The following is a 14,234-nucleotide window of genomic DNA, read 5'->3' as shown; positions in this document are numbered from 1 at the left end:
GGTGTCCGACAAACGTCCGCAAACCGTCCGCAACCGTCCGACAAACGTCCGACAACTGGCCGCGGCTCACGTGAGGTCCTCCACGGTGAAGTCCCCGAGGCGTGGGGACACCGCCCACTTGTGGCGTCGATAGCCGTCAGGGTTGGCGATCCACCCGCACACGATGAGGTGACGGATGGCCTCGGCGAAGATGAGTTCGGCCGGGTTCTCACGCTTGGTGTCGCCGCACACCATCTCCGCCAGGTGGCGCCGTAATGGGCGTGATCCGTAGCGGTTGAAGTCTCGTGAGGTCACCACGCCCTTGTCCCGGTACTTCAGGACCACGCGGGCCATGGACCGGACAAGGTGGCGGGCCTCACCGGACGCGGTGAGCATGTGGCCCCACAAGGCCCAGGCCTCCGCGTGGTAGAAGTTCGCCACGGCCTCGGCGCGGAGGAACCACTCCCGGCTCACCTCGGTGGCCTGGGGGTTGTCCACGAGAGCGAACACGCCCGCGATCCGTAGCGTTTTCCCGAGGAGTTTGGAGGTCATCTCCGCTATCGGGTCATCGTCGGCCAGGGTGGACCCCTGGGCGCGGTCCACCTCCAGGAACCGTTCATCGAACCGGGCCTGGGCGTCGGCCGACAACCGGAGGAGGCGGGGCGTCTCCAGGTTCCAGAGTTCGCGGGTGACGGCCTGGAGGCGGGTGGCCAGCTTGCCCTCGGTGAAGGCGTCCACACGGGGCGGACGTGCGATCCGACGCCCCGCGTGGGACACGGGGGCCGCGTAGAGGAACCGGTTATGGAAACCGTTGTAGGACAACGCGTCTCCCGTGATGCCATCGGCCAGGACCTTGGGTTGGACGAACATGCACAAGGTCAGTCGGGCGGAGTCCACGTCCGGGCGGTCCGCGGTGACCCGGGCCGCCCGGATGGGGTCACCGTCGGCCGCGGCCAACCATGGCGCCACGTTGGCGGCGTCCTTGCCGGACAGCTTGTGGAACAGGCCCGTCCCCTCCACAATCCACGCCGTGAGTCGGCCGTGGTTCTCGGCCATGCGCTGGTGGAGCGCCTCGGGGGTCATGTCGTCCACCACGAGGCGGGGAACCGGACGGACCCGGAGTTCGTGTTCTGCCTCCCGGGCCTCGGCCAGGGCGGCCTCGGCGGCCTCCACCGCGGCCTGGTTGTCCTCCTTGGCGCGTTCACGGGCCAGGCGCCGTTCGAGTTCCTTTACGGCCTTCACCGCGTCCTCGTGTTTGTTCTCGGCGGCCTCCCGGTCCATGCCCCGCGGGGCCTCGTCGGCATCGCGGGCGGCCTTCTCCACCGGGAGGACCAACGCCCTCTCCACCGTCCGGGCCACCGGGGACTTCAGGTCTCCGGACTTGGCGACCACGGCCGTCCAGATGAGGGCCGGTTCTTGGCGGTCCTCGGACACCTCCACGCGGCCGACGAGGGCCGAACCCATCGCGGCCAGGACCGCGGTCCCCGGCATGGCCTTGTCCACCTGGAAGTGGGCGGCCAGTTCGGTGATGTACTTCGCGGCCACCTCGGGGAAGGCCTCGGTGGGGAACACGCGCCGGGGTGGTTCGGTCGTCGGGTTGACCGGATCAATCCAGGTCATATCGTCGCGCTTCATCGGGCGCCCCCGTTGGCCTGGGCCAGCACGGGACACCAGTCGTCGTGCTCCACCTGGATCACCGAGACTCGTCCCGTGGAGGGGATGGTGAACGCGCCGTCCACGTAGGCCACCGGGACCACCGTGTCCGCGTCACACGTTCCGCAACCACCGCGGAGGCGGACCTCCGACACGGATTCCGGGTCGATGCCCAGGCCCGGGACCTGGACGTTCAGTGCCTCGGTGATCCACGGAATTGGACCGCGGTCCGGTATGGTAGGCGTGCCGACGGAGTGGTTACCTTCGGTCATGGTGAAGTTCTCGGAACGGTCCCCGGATGGTCTGCTGGGGGCCGTTCTGGCGTTCTGGGTCATTCGAGACTCCTGGATATGTAAAGCGTTGCGCCGTAAGGCCTTAGAGGTCTCATGGGTTGGGTTGGCGCTAGCGCGAACGTCGGCCGCGGGGGTTGTTCGGGCACCTGGACTTGTGGGTGACCATCACCGAGGCCGTGCCTCCGACGTGATGGCGAACCATCCCTGGGCGTCCGCATAGGTCGCACCTCATCGCGGCGGCCTGGGCCTGGAGGTCTCGGCCGATCACCGCGCCCACCTCCGGGCCTGGGTGCCGATGGCCAGGCCGCCCGGGTAGGCGATGGCGGCCAGGAGGACCAGGACGAGGGCGGTGGTCATGCCGACGCCTCCGGGGTGACCGCGTGGGCGTCCAACCAGGCGTCCAGGTCCGAACGGCGATAGACAACCTTCTGGCCCAGCTTGTAATACTTCGGCCCTTTGCCCAGGTACCGGAACTGTTCGAGGGTCCGGGGCGTGGAGCAGACGTACGCCGCGGCCTCCTTGGTGTCCATCACTTCGGTGGTCATGGTGAGTTCTCCTGTTTCGGTGGTGTGCGTTGACGTGCCTCATTGAACACACGAACCGTGAAACATGCACGCGCCCTTGACATTTCATGTCAAACGGGATGCCCGTCACCCCCGGGGAGGTGGGGTGCATTCCGTCAGGGGACCCCCGGGAGGTGACACGATGCCGGCTTGAGCGTCCACGCCCGTAATCCGAACTCCCCCAATGAATTACGAAGTTCCGAGAGTCCCGTTATCGTTCCGTTACCTTCGTTACTGAATCGTGACCTTTATTGCCCCGTCGGATGGCCGATCTAGACTCACCTCCATGGCGAACGTGACGAGTTACGAGACCCAGGCCGGGACGCGGTACGAGGTCCGGTATCGACTCCCCAACGGGTCCACCACCCGCAAACGGGGGTTCACCACCAAACGGGACGCCCGGGCGTACATGCACACCACCGAGGTCTCCAAGTCCACGGGCGGGTTCGTGGCCACCTCGGCCGGGAGGATCACCGTGGCCACCGTCGCGGAGGCCTGGAAGAAGGGCCTGGACGCCAAGGCCGCAAAGACTCGGCGGAATCGTCTGAGTGTCTACTCCCATGACGTGGAACCACGTTGGGGGACAACGCCTGTCGGCCGGATCAAACGGTCACACGTGGAGGCCTGGGTCTCGGAGATGATGGGCGCCGGGACCTCCGCGGTGATGATTGAGGGCGCCCTGGGGGTCCTCCGCCAGATTCTTCACCTGGCCGTGGCGGACGGGAACCTGGCCGCCAACCCGGCCGCGGACGTGTCGGCGCCCAAACGTCTCCACCGATCACGGGGTTACCTCACCCATGGACAGGTGGAGGAACTGGCCACCGAGGCCGGTCCCCGCGGGCATGACCTCGTTCTGTTCCTCTGTTACTCCGGCCTCCGGATCGGAGAGGCCGCAGGCCTCCGCGCCCGGGACGTGGACCTCACCCGGCGACGGATCACCGTGGAGCGGGCCGTCACCGAGGCCGACGCGGCCAACCCGATTAAGGCCCCGAAAACCCAGGCCCGTCGAACCGTCCCCTACCCGGAGTTCCTGGACGAGATGATGGCCACCCGTGTCCGCGGGAAGGCCTTGGATTCGCCCGTGTTCCCGGCCGAGGAGGGCGGCCTCCTCCGGGCGTCGAACTGGCGCCACCGAACCCTGGCCCCGGCCGTGGAGAGAATCGTGGAGCGCACGGCCAAGGCCCGGGCCGAGGAGGTGGCCGAGGCCTCCGACGGCCACCCCACCACTCCGGAGTTCCCGGTGGTGACCACCCATGACCTCCGGCATACAGCCGCGTCCCTGGCCATCTCGGCCGGGGCCAACGTGAAGGCGGTCCAGAGGATGCTGGGTCACGCCAAGGCCTCCATGACCCTGGACACGTACGCGGACCTGTTCCCCGATGACCTGGAGCGCGTGGCCACGAAACTCTCCGAGCAGAGGGCCGCGGAACTGAAGCGTGTCCATTCCGTGTCCACGGAAACGGAGGAGGCCCTCCCCGAGTGATCGGTTAGGGCCTCTGAACTGGTGTTTCTTGGGTGGTCCCGGCTGGGATCGAACCAGCGACCTCCCCGGTGTGAACGGGACGCTCTTCCACTGAGCCACGGGACCGTGTTCCGACGCTCTGGGGCGTCGGTGCACGAGCAGGAACAGTACACGCCCGTTGCCGGTTTACCCAAATCGCCTGACACCGACGACGACCAGCGACGCATGGGCCGCCGACAGCAGCTGCGTTGTCCGCGACGTCCGTATCCAGAAACCCCTGGAACCCCATCATGCACACCCGCAACGGCGCCGACCCTGTGCCACAACTCCCCTGGACGCGACGCTGACCAGGCGATTTGGCATCGCCGTAACGTTCGGATAATGTTCTGTCCCGCATCGCGAGCACAATGGTCCACAAGATCGCTCGCGGGGCATGCGGATGTAGCGCAGCTGGTAGCGCATCACCTTGCCAAGGTGAGGGTCGCGGGTTCGAATCCCGTCATCCGCTCGGTGCGAGCAAGCTCGCCTCTGGTGGTGTGGCCGAGTGGTGAGGCAACGGCCTGCAAAGCCGTGCACACGGGTTCGATTCCCGTCGCCACCTCCAAGGGAGTCAATTTCCACGCCAATTTCATAGCCCGCGCGATTAGCTCAGTGGGAGAGCGCTTCCCTGACACGGAAGAGGTCACAAGTTCAATCCTTGTATCGCGCACCACGAGAACCCGCCGAACCGGCGGGTTTTTTCATTCCGAGGGCCCCACCGCGACGCCGTTGCCTGCGCATTTGGATTATCACCACGGCATCGAATATGGTTGCGCAGCACGTCGTAGCGGTTTCCGCGCGTGCCGTCATGCGGATGTAGCGCAGCTGGTAGCGCATCACCTTGCCAAGGTGAGGGTCGCGGGTTCGAATCCCGTCATCCGCTCGGTCAAAATTTCATATCCCGCGCGATTAGCTCAGTGGGAGAGCGCTTCCCTGACACGGAAGAGGTCACAAGTTCAATCCTTGTATCGCGCACGAGAGAAACCCACTCATCGCAGTGGGTTTCTTGCTGGGTCGGACGTGCCCCATCCGAGCGCGACCGACCCGAGAAGATCCCAGCCCACCCGCTACCCGAGATCAGTGATGACCATGGACCGCGCCGCCTTGCAGTACACCCTTGAATGGGTGACCACCCACGATGTTGCCGTCAGTGGAGCCGAGGTGATCACCGACCTGCTTCCCATCACCCGCCGCGTCGATGACATCCGCGCCCGCGACGAGGAACTCCGTGCCGCTGTTGCACGGATCGAATCCCGTCGCCTCGTCGGGGTCTGATCACCCGCCGACCTCCTCGCCGCACCGCACTGCGTCGGCCCGGCGGTCTCTGTCGACCGCTGCAGAAGGTCGCACGCAGAACGTGACACGAGAAGGTTGCATCCGTCGCGGCAATACGATTCGATGACCTACGACACGGGGTGCCGGCGTCCGGCCGGCTGAGAACACACCCGTCGAACCTGCTCCAGTTAGCACTGGCGAAGGGATGGTCTGAGAATGCCTGTGGCGTTGCCGTTTTCCCAACACGTCGTACTCGTCACCGGTGGAGCCCGCGGGCTCGGTGCCCACATCGTGCGGGCGGTCGCCGCTCAGGGAGCCCGCGTCGTCATCAACTACCGTCGCAGCGCCGATGCCGCGGCCGCACTCGCGGCAACGATCGGCACCAATGCCATCGCACTGCCCGCCGACGTCACTGACCGGGCGGCCGTAGCATCGCTGATCGAGAGCGCGGCAACCCATTTCGGCGATCCGATCACCGCGGTCGTCAACAATGCGCTGCCCGACTACTCGTTCAACGGCGACGCCCGATCCCACGCCGACGATCTGAGCGTCGACGAGCTCGACGTCCAATTCCGTGGTGTCGTCGGTGGCGCTCTCCACACGGTGCAGGCCGCACTCCCCGGGATGCGGGCAGCCGGCGGTGGCCGCATCATCAACATCGGCACCAACCTGGTCCAGAATCCCGTTGTCCCCTACCACGATTACACCACAGCCAAAGCCGCGTTACTGGCGCTCACACGCACCCTGTCGGCCGATCTCGGCCCGGATGGCATCACGGTGAACATGGTCTCGGGCGGGCTGCTGCGCACCACCGACGCCAGTTCCGCCACGCCGCCCGAGGTGTTCGACGCCATCGCGGCCGCGACTCCGCTGCGATCGGTGACCACGCCGGCCGAATTCGCCGACGCCGTCCTGTTCTTCCTCTCGCCGTGGTCGCGCGCGGTCACCGGGCAGAACCTGGTGGTCGACGGCGGACTGGTGAAGGACTGACGACACCGGGACGAGCCATGACATCCTCCGGGACCTGCCCCGGTGACCGCATCCAACCCGGTTACGACGCGCTCGCCGACGTGTACGCGACACGGTTTCCGACGGCATACGCGTCGCCGTTGGAACGGCACGCGATCAGCATGTTCATCGACGAGCTGCCCGAGTCGGGCGCGCACGTCGTCGATGTGGGTTGTGGGACAGGGCATGTCGCAAGCGATCTGAACGATCACGGCGTCGACGTCCTCGGCGTGGATCCTAGTGAGCAGATGCTGGCGCATGCACGCCGGGCATATCCACACCTTCGGTTCGATCTCGGCGACGCGTGGTTGGGCGACGTCGATCTCCACGCCACCGCCGGAATCATCTCCCGCTTCAGCCTGATTCATCTCCCGCCGGGCGATGTTCACGCGGTACTGGACGACTGGCATCGCCGGTTGCCCGCTGGTGCCATCCTCCTCGTCGCAATGCAGAGCAGTGACGAAGCCGGAGTGCACGAGTTCGACCATGCCGTCGCGCCTGCGTGGCGCTGGCATCCGGATGCGTTGACCGACAGCGCCGCTACCGCCGGCTTCACCGAGTCGTGGCGTCTTGTCAGCCGCCCCGACCTCGACAACCGCTTTCCGCACGTCCATCTCCTCCTCCGCCGAAGTCCTGCTCCGCCGAACCCCTCCCGCACCGACCGGTACACCGCGTCCCGAGCACGACGTCGGTAAGGTCACCGCATGAAGATCGAGGAGACGTTCTCCGACATCGCGGTGACCTTCGAGGCCATCGGTGCCGCGGCGATGATTCTCGGATTTGCCACGGCCGCGGTGCTCAGTGCCCGCTCGCTGCTGCGGCATGAAGGCGGCGCTGCCGCATTCTCCGTGCTCCGGACGACCTTGGGCGGTGCGATCCTGCTCGGCCTGGAGATCCTGGTCGCCGCCGACCTCATTCGGACCATCACTTCCAAACCGTCCCTCACCGATGCTGCGATCCTCGGGATGATCGTGCTGATCCGGACCATCTTGTCGATGTCCATCCAGATCGAGATCGAGGGAGTCCTTCCCTGGCGACGTGCGCTGCTCACCTCCGGCGGGCAGGTCGTCGGCGATGCCGTTGCCCGTGACGCACGCGCGGCCCGGGCCCACCGCGACGCCGACGAGTAGTGGTGATCGGCATCGATCGCGGCAATTCGGGACCAACGACGGTGTCCCTGTCGATCACTGGTGTCGTAACGTTGTATGCATGATCAACAATGTGAATGCCCCGGCCTGCGACAACCCCGACTGCACCTGCGGACCCAACTGCACGTGCGGAGAGAACTGCACCTGCGGCAAGAAGTAGCACGCCCATCCCCACTCCCCCTCGCGTGGCACGTCATGCGAGGGGTTATCTGTGCGAAGTGAGGCCCACATCATGACGGCACCCACCATCACGGTCGAGCGGGCTACGGACCCCGCGTCGGCCGTCGCCATTGCCGAGGTCGCCGCGGCCACCTTCCCGCTGGCATGTCCGCCCCACGCGCAACCCGACGACATCGCAGGTTTCATCCGGGCACATCTGTCCCCCGACAACTTCGCCGACTTCGTACGGTCCCCGGAATCCGACGTTTTCCTCGCGCGCACCGACGGCGGCGACCTCCTCGGCTACGCGCTCGTTCATCACCGGGATCCGTCGGATCCCGACGTCGCGGCCGCCGTCACGGCACGGCCCTGCTCGGAGATCTCGAAGATGTACGTGCTCCCCGACCACCACGGTCGCCTTCGCGCCGATCCCCCATCGCACCTGCTGATGCGTGCGGCAGTCGATCGGGCCCGACGCCGCGGCAGCGTGGTGGTCTGGCTCGGCGTCAATCAGGAAAACGTTCGGGCCCAACGTTTCTACGGCAAGTTCGGGTTCGCTCGGGCCGGTGTGAAAACCTTCGACCTGGGTGGCAGCATCGAACATGACTATGTGATGGCGTTGCCACTCGTCTGAGACACCACCGGCGCGGTGGGCGTCGCCATCGGCGGGACCACGTACCGCAATCCGGGGAGTCCACGCCGCGCGATCAGGTACTCGGCGACAACGAGATTCGGAATCCAGCACAGGAACGGCACCGGTGCGTACGCGCTGGCGAAGACGTCGCCGGCGCCCCCGGCCGCCTCGATCACGGCCATCAGCAGACTCTGCCAGAGCCGCAGGGTGACCGCGGCATAGGTCATCGCAAACCCCCGGATCATCCACGCCCGGTGGCGTGCGATGTCCCCGCGGCGGGCCCACAGCGTGCCACGTGCGGTGAACGTCAGCCACAGGAGCGCCAGCGATCCGAATCCGAAGAGCCCGGCAAGACCTGCCGCGCTGAACGCGGACACAACAAGTCCGGACACTCCGGCGGGAATGACCGCAAGAACGTACACCCGCCCGACCACGCGATGCAGCCACGCCCACCTCGACCGCACATACCTCGAGAACTGCAGCGGCCCGATGCCCAGTGCGATACCGGCGCTGAACATGTGGACGTAGAGAACCGTGACCACCCAATGAGGTTGCGTCGCGTAGTGCGCCGCCAGCCCGGTGTCGTTCGCCGCCACCTCGTGCATCCGCGACCCGATGTACGGCGCAGGCGCCATCACGGCGACCGCCACACAGGTCAACACGATCACCACATACCGCCCCCTGACGAATCTCGTAGCGGCCATGAGTGTCCCTCCGGGTCAGGGGAACTCGCCGTGACGAGTTCGCGGTGACATCGAGACTACGAATGTCGGGTCGGGACCGACACCGGGTAAACCCGCACATCCACCCCGGTTTCCGGGTGCCGGGTGGCCGGGGCGTCCCAATCGGTCCGATATTCGACGATGGGCCCGTAGACTTCAGCCATGCCGCCGTCAGACTCCCGTCAATCCGAACTGGCCGAACGTATTTCGTCAGGACTCGTCGCAGTTCTGGGAGAGGTGCACCATACCGGGAACGTCACCGTCACCGACCTGACGCGCCTGCCGGCCGGCGCGTCACGGCAGACGTGGGCCTTCGGCGCCACCATCGACGACGTGCCTTTGAACCTCATCCTCCGTCTCGATCTTCCTGGTGCGCTCGAGGATTCGTCACTCACCCGCGAAGCGACGCTGATGCGCGCCGCTTCGCAGGCCGGGGTGTCGTCGCCCGCAGTGGTCGCCGCGGGTGAGAACCACCCGGACATCGGTGGCGATTTCGTCGTGATGGATCGCGTCGACGGTGAATCGATCCCACGAAAGATCCTGCGCGATGAGCGTTTCGCGGCCGCACGAGACGCGCTGGGTGCGCAATTGGGGCTTGGTCTGGCCCGTCTGCACAGCATCGATCCCGACACGATTCCGGGGCTGCCGGACGACGACCCCCTCGAGTCCTGGCACCGTGAACTCGATGCCATCGACCGCCCGATGCCCACCTTCGAATACGCCTTGGCGTGGCTTAAAGATCACCGGCCGGCGCAGTCCGGACGTACGCTGGTGCACGGCGATTTTCGGGTCGGCAACATCCTGGTTGACGACGACGGCCTGGCCGCCGTCCTCGACTGGGAGCTGGCGCACGTCGGCGATCCGCTGGAAGATCTGGGCTGGATGTGCGTGAAGGCGTGGCGATTCGGTGGCGCAGGTGTGGTCGGGGGGCTATGCGATCTCGACGAGTTCGTCGGCGCATACGAATCCGAGAGCGGAACGACCGTCGACCGCGACGCCGTGTTCTGGTGGCAGGTGTACGGCACCCTGCGGTGGGGACTGATCTGCGTGCATCAGGCGCAGCGGCACCTGACCGGCGCCACCCGGTCGGTGGAATTGGCCGCCATCGGGCGCCGGGTCAGTGAGAACGAGTGGGAACTGCTGAGTCTGCTCGGTGCGCGGGTCTGAGGTTTGCACTCCGCGTCGAAACCTCCTCAGCGCACACCGAATTCCCAGTTGCCGCCGTTGCGGTATTCCTTCAGGATGCGCCGCCCGACAGTCGAGATGTGCACCTCGTCGGGGCCGTCGTAGATCCGCGCCGATCGGGCGTTGCGGTACATCTTGCCGAGCGGGGTGTCATCGGTGAGCCCGGCAGCACCGTGCACCTGTACCGCGCGGTCGATCACGTTGTGCAGCATCCGCGCTCCGTAGACCTTGATGGCGCCGATCTCCACTCGCGCCTGATCGCCCGCGTCGATGCGTTCGGCCGCCTTGAGGGTCAGCAGACGCGCGGCCTGAATCTCGTTGTAGGACTCGAAAACGTGTTGCTGCATCAACTGCTTGTCGGCGAGTGGCTCACCGAATGCGGTGCGTCCGATCAGCCGGTTGCACATGAGATCGAACGCCCGTTGCGCCTGCCCGAGCCATCGCATGGCGTGGAAGATGCGCCCCGGTCCGAGTCGCTCCTGAGCAATGACGAATCCGTTACCCCGTTGTCCGAGAATGTTTTCCGCGGGCACTCGCACATCGTCGTAGGCCACCTCGAAGTGGTGACCACCGAAGCCCAGAACCGGCGTGTCCCGAACGATCCGATAGCCGGGATTGTCGGTGGGCACGATGATCATCGAGAATGCACGGTGCGGTGGGGCGTCGGTTTCGGTCCGGCACATCACCGTCGTGTACGCGGCCTGTGCGGCGCCGGTGGTGAACCACTTGCGACCGGTGATGACCCACTCGTCACCGTCGAGGACAGCCGTGGTCTGCAGACCAGTCGGATCCGATCCGGCCACGTCCGGCTCTGTCATCCCGAAACTCGGCGAGATCTCGCCCCGCACAAGCGGTTCCAGGTACATGTCGCGCCAGCGCGGGGATGCGTGACGATGCAGCATGATCGAGTCCTGCAGCGTCCAGGTGCCCAGGGCGAGTTGCCCGTATTCGCTGCGACCCTGCACCTCGTTGACGTAGACGTAATCCAGGAACGGCAGTCCCCCACCACCGATCTCGGTGGGATGACCCAGTGCCCAGAGGTCGCGGCGTTTGGCCTCGGCGCGCAGTTCCGCCATGATCTTGTCGGCATCCGGACCGCCCGCATCGAGTTCGGGTTCGGCCGGTTCGACCAGTTCGACAAGGAACTCGTACACGCGATCACGCAGCGGCCGGACGTGCTCGGGCACCTCGAAGGTCATCTGTTGTCCCCGTTCACTTCTTTTCGATCAGCGTGGGATTGTCCACGCGGAGTTTGGCTTCCACCGAGGCGGTCAGAAGTGCGTGGACACGGTCGTCGCCGGCCAACGTGCCGTCGCGGATGCCGTCGACGAGTTCGACGGCATCGGTGACACCCAGTCCGGCGAGCGCGGCATGGAAGTCGTCGACGGCTGCGGGATCGGCGGCGAGCTGGCGCTCCACGATGGCCAGGACGTTGGCCGCCACTCGTGCGTGGAATCGGGTGGACCCTGCGGTCTCGGCCATCACCGCACCGGCCAGGAACTCACGTACCGCGCCCACCAGCTCGATCACCGTGGGTCGGTCGTAGAAGTCGTCGGCTGCTGCCAGATCACGTCCCGAGGAACCAAAGTCACTGACATCCAACGTCTTCGGCTCCATCCCCGGGTGTCATGCACAACCTGGTGGCCAATGCTAGTCAGGTCGCAGGGGTGTGGTCAATGACACATGGAACACAATCGGAAATCTGTGCCTAACCTGCGGCGGGCTACTCCGGAGCCTGCCCGGAGTCCCACTCACCGACACGTGTGTACTCCAGGGTGATCCGGATTCGGTACATCCCGTCATCGACGACGTTCTGCACTCGGGTCAACGTGCCGTCGGGACCGAGGATGAGTTCTTCGACGATGTCGGGGTACGACTGCCGCCCGACCGCTCCCCACGCCTGGTCGTCCCACGCCGATCGCATGAAGTCACGTCGTTCACGGCTGACCAGGTGCCCGGGCGAACATGCTCCCCAGGGAGTGGTCATTACCGTCGTCGTAGAACCGGATCGACGATTCGATGCGACCGTCGGTGAGCTCGTAGAACGATCCGTCGGGACGAATGGTCAGTTCGATCCGTAGGCCGACCTCGACCGGTCCCAATGCGTTCCGCGTCGTCGCCGACGGGTCCGGCCGACCATCCAACCAGGCCTCGTCGTCGGCGGTCTCGTCGAAGTCGACCTCGGTCTCCTGCACCCGCACCAACCGCCAGCGGCCTGCGAGGTTCTGTGTGAACACGCCGGCGCGCACAGGCGGACGCGGTCGTCTGACCCGCAGGAGATCGGTCCGGACGCGGACCCGAGTCGCGGAATCGTCACCCTCGGCGACGATGGCGAGGTCGCCGGTCACCCGCGGAGCATCGTCGGCGGCGAAGTATCGCTGCTCATCGCCGGTTGTGGTACCTGACGGCAAGATGACCACCGCTCCCCGCTCGTCGCGCGCGACACCCTCGATCCGGACCAGGGTGCCCGTTAGCTGCCGATCCTCCGGCAGCACCGCACGCCAGTCGGACCTGTCCGCCTCCGGGATCGAATCGCCTTCGGCCGCAGCCCCATCGACACGCTCACCGAAGAGCTTCCCGATCTCGGCGCGATCCACCGACAGGGTCGCCTCGTTCCAGAACGAGGCTTCCGGACCGGTCGACGTGTACGCATGAATTCCGCCCGTCGCACGGTCGGCCGCGATGATCACCGTCATCCGGTCGGTAGTCATGATCGAGGCACCGATCGCCTCGGCGATCTCCAGGGTCACCGGCGGTTCGGAGTGGCGCGGTCCATGCCAACCGCTACGGCCTACGCCGGTTCGGATGCGCGCATGCATGCCGACCGATGAGCCCCCGCGCACATTCACGACGAACACCGCCCGATCCCACTCTGGTTCGGGACCGAGCTTCGCCAGGGCCTTCTCCACAGATCCGTACTGGCGGATGTCCATCCGGTTCACACCCCACGGCGCGAAGATCGCATCGGATAACGCCGCCGAATCCGCTTCGGACAGTTCGTATTCTTTCACTGCACGCGCCCCTCGTCAGATCGGTTCCGGCGGGACCCACGGTAGCGGTGCCGGCCCGGATGCAGGCGAACCGTCGCCTCAGACAGACGATTCGGCGAACCTCGACAATGCCAGCAGTCGCGACGTCGCGCGCAGGTACTTCTTGCGGTAACCGCCGTGCAGCATCTCCTCGGTGAAGATCTCGTCGAGTTTGCTGCCGGACACGGTGACCGGGATGTTGGCGTCGTAGAGGCGGTCGGCGAGAACGACGATCCGCAGTGCCACCGACTGATCCGACGCCGGATGCACGTCGGAGATGCAGACCAGCGAGACGCCCTCGACGAGATCCTTGTACTTCGACGGGTGCAGCTTGGCCAAATGGGCGCAGAGCTCATCGAAGTCGTCGAGCGTCGCATTGGGCGTCGACGTGGCGAGCTCGGTCAGCTCGGCGTCGGTCTTGGGCTCCGGGGCCGGCGGCAGGTCGCGGTGCCGGTAGTCGGGACCGTCGACGCGGATGGTCTCGAAGATGGCGGAGAGCTTCTTGATCTCGCGGAGGAAGTCCTGCGCGGCGAACCGACCCTCGCCGAGCTGTCCGGGCAGGGTGTTCGAGGTGGCGGCGATGGACACGCCCTTGGCGGTGAGCTCGGTGAGTAGCCGCGACACGATCATGGTGTCGCCCGGATCGTCGAGTTCGAACTCGTCGATGCAGAGCACGTTCTGCTCGGAGAGGCGTTCAACGGCGTTCATGAAGCCCAACGCGCCGACGAGGTGGGTCAGTTCGACGAAGGTGGCGAACGATTTCGGTGCGGGCATCGCGTGGTAGATCGACGCGAGCAGGTGGGTCTTGCCGACGCCGAACCCGCCGTCGAGGTACAGGCCGATTCCCTGCGGGTCCTTCTTCCGGGAGAACAATCCCTTCTTGCCGCCCCGTGCCGAACGTGCCCGCTCGACGAAGGCGCGGGCCTTGGCGACCGCCTGCGCCTGGGACGGCTCGTTGGGATCGGGGATGTAGCTGTCAAAGCTCACGTCGTCGAATGTGGACGGCGGGACCATCTCCTCGATCAACTGCTCGGGAGGGACCACCGGGTTCCGGTCGGACAGACGTGCCACCATGGACCGCAAGC

Annotated in this window: 16 protein-coding genes, 6 tRNA genes and 1 riboswitch; of the genes, 12 read left to right on the top strand and 10 right to left on the bottom strand. The window is 66.0% G+C overall.

What is annotated here, in order from left to right:
- Window positions 1-66: 66 nt before the first annotated feature.
- The 3 genes from ACWETB_RS08270 to ACWETB_RS08260 all read right to left on the bottom strand — a co-directional run bounded on the left by ACWETB_RS08270 (window position 67) and on the right by ACWETB_RS08260 (window position 2,470).
- On the bottom strand, window positions 67-1,614 hold the full coding sequence (locus ACWETB_RS08270) for a DUF3987 domain-containing protein (protein ID WP_452210477.1): 1,548 nt from the start codon (window positions 1,612-1,614) through the stop codon (window positions 67-69).
- Window positions 1,611-1,904, bottom strand: a complete 294-nt coding sequence (locus tag ACWETB_RS08265) for a hypothetical protein (protein WP_452210475.1) — start codon at window positions 1,902-1,904, stop codon at window positions 1,611-1,613. Before ACWETB_RS08265 ends, ACWETB_RS08270 begins: the two co-directional genes overlap by 4 nt.
- Window positions 1,905-2,278: 374 nt before the next feature.
- On the bottom strand, window positions 2,279-2,470 hold the full coding sequence (locus ACWETB_RS08260) for a helix-turn-helix transcriptional regulator (RefSeq protein ID WP_452210473.1): 192 nt from the start codon (window positions 2,468-2,470) through the stop codon (window positions 2,279-2,281).
- Between the two features lie 304 nt (window positions 2,471-2,774).
- Here ACWETB_RS08260 and ACWETB_RS08255 point away from each other — a divergent pair, with 304 nt between their 5' ends.
- Entirely contained in the window at window positions 2,775-3,971 is a 1,197-nt protein-coding gene (locus ACWETB_RS08255; RefSeq protein WP_452210471.1) for a tyrosine-type recombinase/integrase, read from the top strand.
- A 33-nt stretch (window positions 3,972-4,004) separates the two neighbouring features.
- On the opposite strand, the gene ACWETB_RS08250 is transcribed toward ACWETB_RS08255, so the two are convergent.
- Window positions 4,005-4,076: transfer RNA gene (locus tag ACWETB_RS08250), tRNA-Val, on the bottom strand.
- Between the two features lie 309 nt (window positions 4,077-4,385).
- Here ACWETB_RS08250 and ACWETB_RS08245 point away from each other — a divergent pair.
- The 10 genes from ACWETB_RS08245 (at window position 4,386) to ACWETB_RS08200 (ending at window position 8,213) form a co-directional block, all read left to right on the top strand.
- A tRNA-Gly gene (locus ACWETB_RS08245) sits at window positions 4,386-4,458 on the top strand.
- A gap of 22 nt (window positions 4,459-4,480) precedes the next feature.
- Window positions 4,481-4,554, top strand: a tRNA-Cys gene (locus ACWETB_RS08240).
- A gap of 33 nt (window positions 4,555-4,587) precedes the next feature.
- Window positions 4,588-4,662, top strand: a tRNA-Val gene (locus ACWETB_RS08235).
- Window positions 4,663-4,799: 137 nt separating this feature from the next.
- Window positions 4,800-4,872, top strand: a tRNA-Gly gene (locus ACWETB_RS08230).
- 20 nt (window positions 4,873-4,892) lie between these two features.
- Window positions 4,893-4,964 (top strand) — tRNA-Val (locus ACWETB_RS08225).
- A 150-nt stretch (window positions 4,965-5,114) separates the two neighbouring features.
- Window positions 5,115-5,264: a hypothetical protein gene (locus tag ACWETB_RS08220; RefSeq protein ID WP_449744606.1), complete on the top strand. Its 150-nt coding sequence runs from the start codon at window positions 5,115-5,117 to the stop codon at window positions 5,262-5,264.
- A 126-nt stretch (window positions 5,265-5,390) separates the two neighbouring features.
- A riboswitch (TPP riboswitch) is annotated at window positions 5,391-5,487 on the top strand.
- The gene (locus tag ACWETB_RS08215) at window positions 5,481-6,254 is read left to right on the top strand and encodes a 3-oxoacyl-ACP reductase (RefSeq protein ID WP_452210468.1); all 774 of its coding nucleotides are present in this window, start codon (window positions 5,481-5,483) and stop codon (window positions 6,252-6,254) included. Its footprint overlaps the riboswitch before it by 7 nt.
- A 17-nt stretch (window positions 6,255-6,271) precedes the next feature.
- Entirely contained in the window at window positions 6,272-6,967 is a 696-nt protein-coding gene (locus ACWETB_RS08210; RefSeq protein ID WP_452210466.1) for a class I SAM-dependent DNA methyltransferase, read from the top strand.
- Between the two features lie 9 nt (window positions 6,968-6,976).
- Window positions 6,977-7,402, top strand: a complete 426-nt coding sequence (locus ACWETB_RS08205; protein ID WP_449744609.1) for a DUF1622 domain-containing protein — start codon at window positions 6,977-6,979, stop codon at window positions 7,400-7,402.
- A gap of 250 nt (window positions 7,403-7,652) precedes the next feature.
- Window positions 7,653-8,213, top strand: a complete 561-nt coding sequence (locus tag ACWETB_RS08200; RefSeq protein ID WP_449744610.1) for a GNAT family N-acetyltransferase — start codon at window positions 7,653-7,655, stop codon at window positions 8,211-8,213.
- Here ACWETB_RS08200 and ACWETB_RS08195 read toward each other — a convergent pair.
- On the bottom strand, window positions 8,186-8,917 hold the full coding sequence (locus ACWETB_RS08195; RefSeq protein WP_452210464.1) for a DUF2306 domain-containing protein: 732 nt from the start codon (window positions 8,915-8,917) through the stop codon (window positions 8,186-8,188). The two genes, ACWETB_RS08200 and ACWETB_RS08195, sit on opposite strands and share 28 nt — an antisense overlap.
- Before the next feature lie 180 nt (window positions 8,918-9,097).
- Here ACWETB_RS08195 and ACWETB_RS08190 point away from each other — a divergent pair, with 180 nt between their 5' ends.
- Window positions 9,098-10,102 (top strand): phosphotransferase family protein, encoded by a 1,005-nt coding sequence (locus ACWETB_RS08190; RefSeq protein WP_452210462.1) that lies wholly within the window; start codon window positions 9,098-9,100, stop codon window positions 10,100-10,102.
- A gap of 26 nt (window positions 10,103-10,128) precedes the next feature.
- Here ACWETB_RS08190 and ACWETB_RS08185 read toward each other — a convergent pair whose 3' ends face one another.
- From ACWETB_RS08185 to zapE, 5 genes are all read right to left on the bottom strand, one after another.
- On the bottom strand, window positions 10,129-11,319 hold the full coding sequence (locus tag ACWETB_RS08185; protein WP_452210460.1) for an acyl-CoA dehydrogenase family protein: 1,191 nt from the start codon (window positions 11,317-11,319) through the stop codon (window positions 10,129-10,131).
- A gap of 13 nt (window positions 11,320-11,332) precedes the next feature.
- The gene (locus ACWETB_RS08180; protein WP_452210458.1) at window positions 11,333-11,737 is read right to left on the bottom strand and encodes a DUF6285 domain-containing protein; all 405 of its coding nucleotides are present in this window, start codon (window positions 11,735-11,737) and stop codon (window positions 11,333-11,335) included.
- A gap of 106 nt (window positions 11,738-11,843) precedes the next feature.
- Window positions 11,844-12,044 carry a hypothetical protein gene (locus tag ACWETB_RS08175; RefSeq protein ID WP_449744616.1) on the bottom strand — a complete coding sequence of 67 codons (201 nt, stop codon included), beginning with the start codon at window positions 12,042-12,044 and terminating at the stop codon, window positions 11,844-11,846.
- Window positions 12,045-12,057: 13 nt separating this feature from the next.
- Window positions 12,058-13,131, bottom strand: a complete 1,074-nt coding sequence (locus ACWETB_RS08170; protein WP_452210456.1) for a hypothetical protein — start codon at window positions 13,129-13,131, stop codon at window positions 12,058-12,060.
- Between the two features lie 78 nt (window positions 13,132-13,209).
- Window positions 13,210-14,223 (bottom strand): cell division protein ZapE, encoded by a 1,014-nt coding sequence (zapE, locus tag ACWETB_RS08165; RefSeq protein ID WP_452210454.1) that lies wholly within the window; start codon window positions 14,221-14,223, stop codon window positions 13,210-13,212.
- Between the last annotated feature and the right edge of the window lie 11 nt (window positions 14,224-14,234).

The sequence above is a fragment of the Gordonia sp. NPDC003950 genome (assembly GCF_053605205.1).
This window is presented reverse-complemented; position numbering and strand designations above follow the sequence as displayed.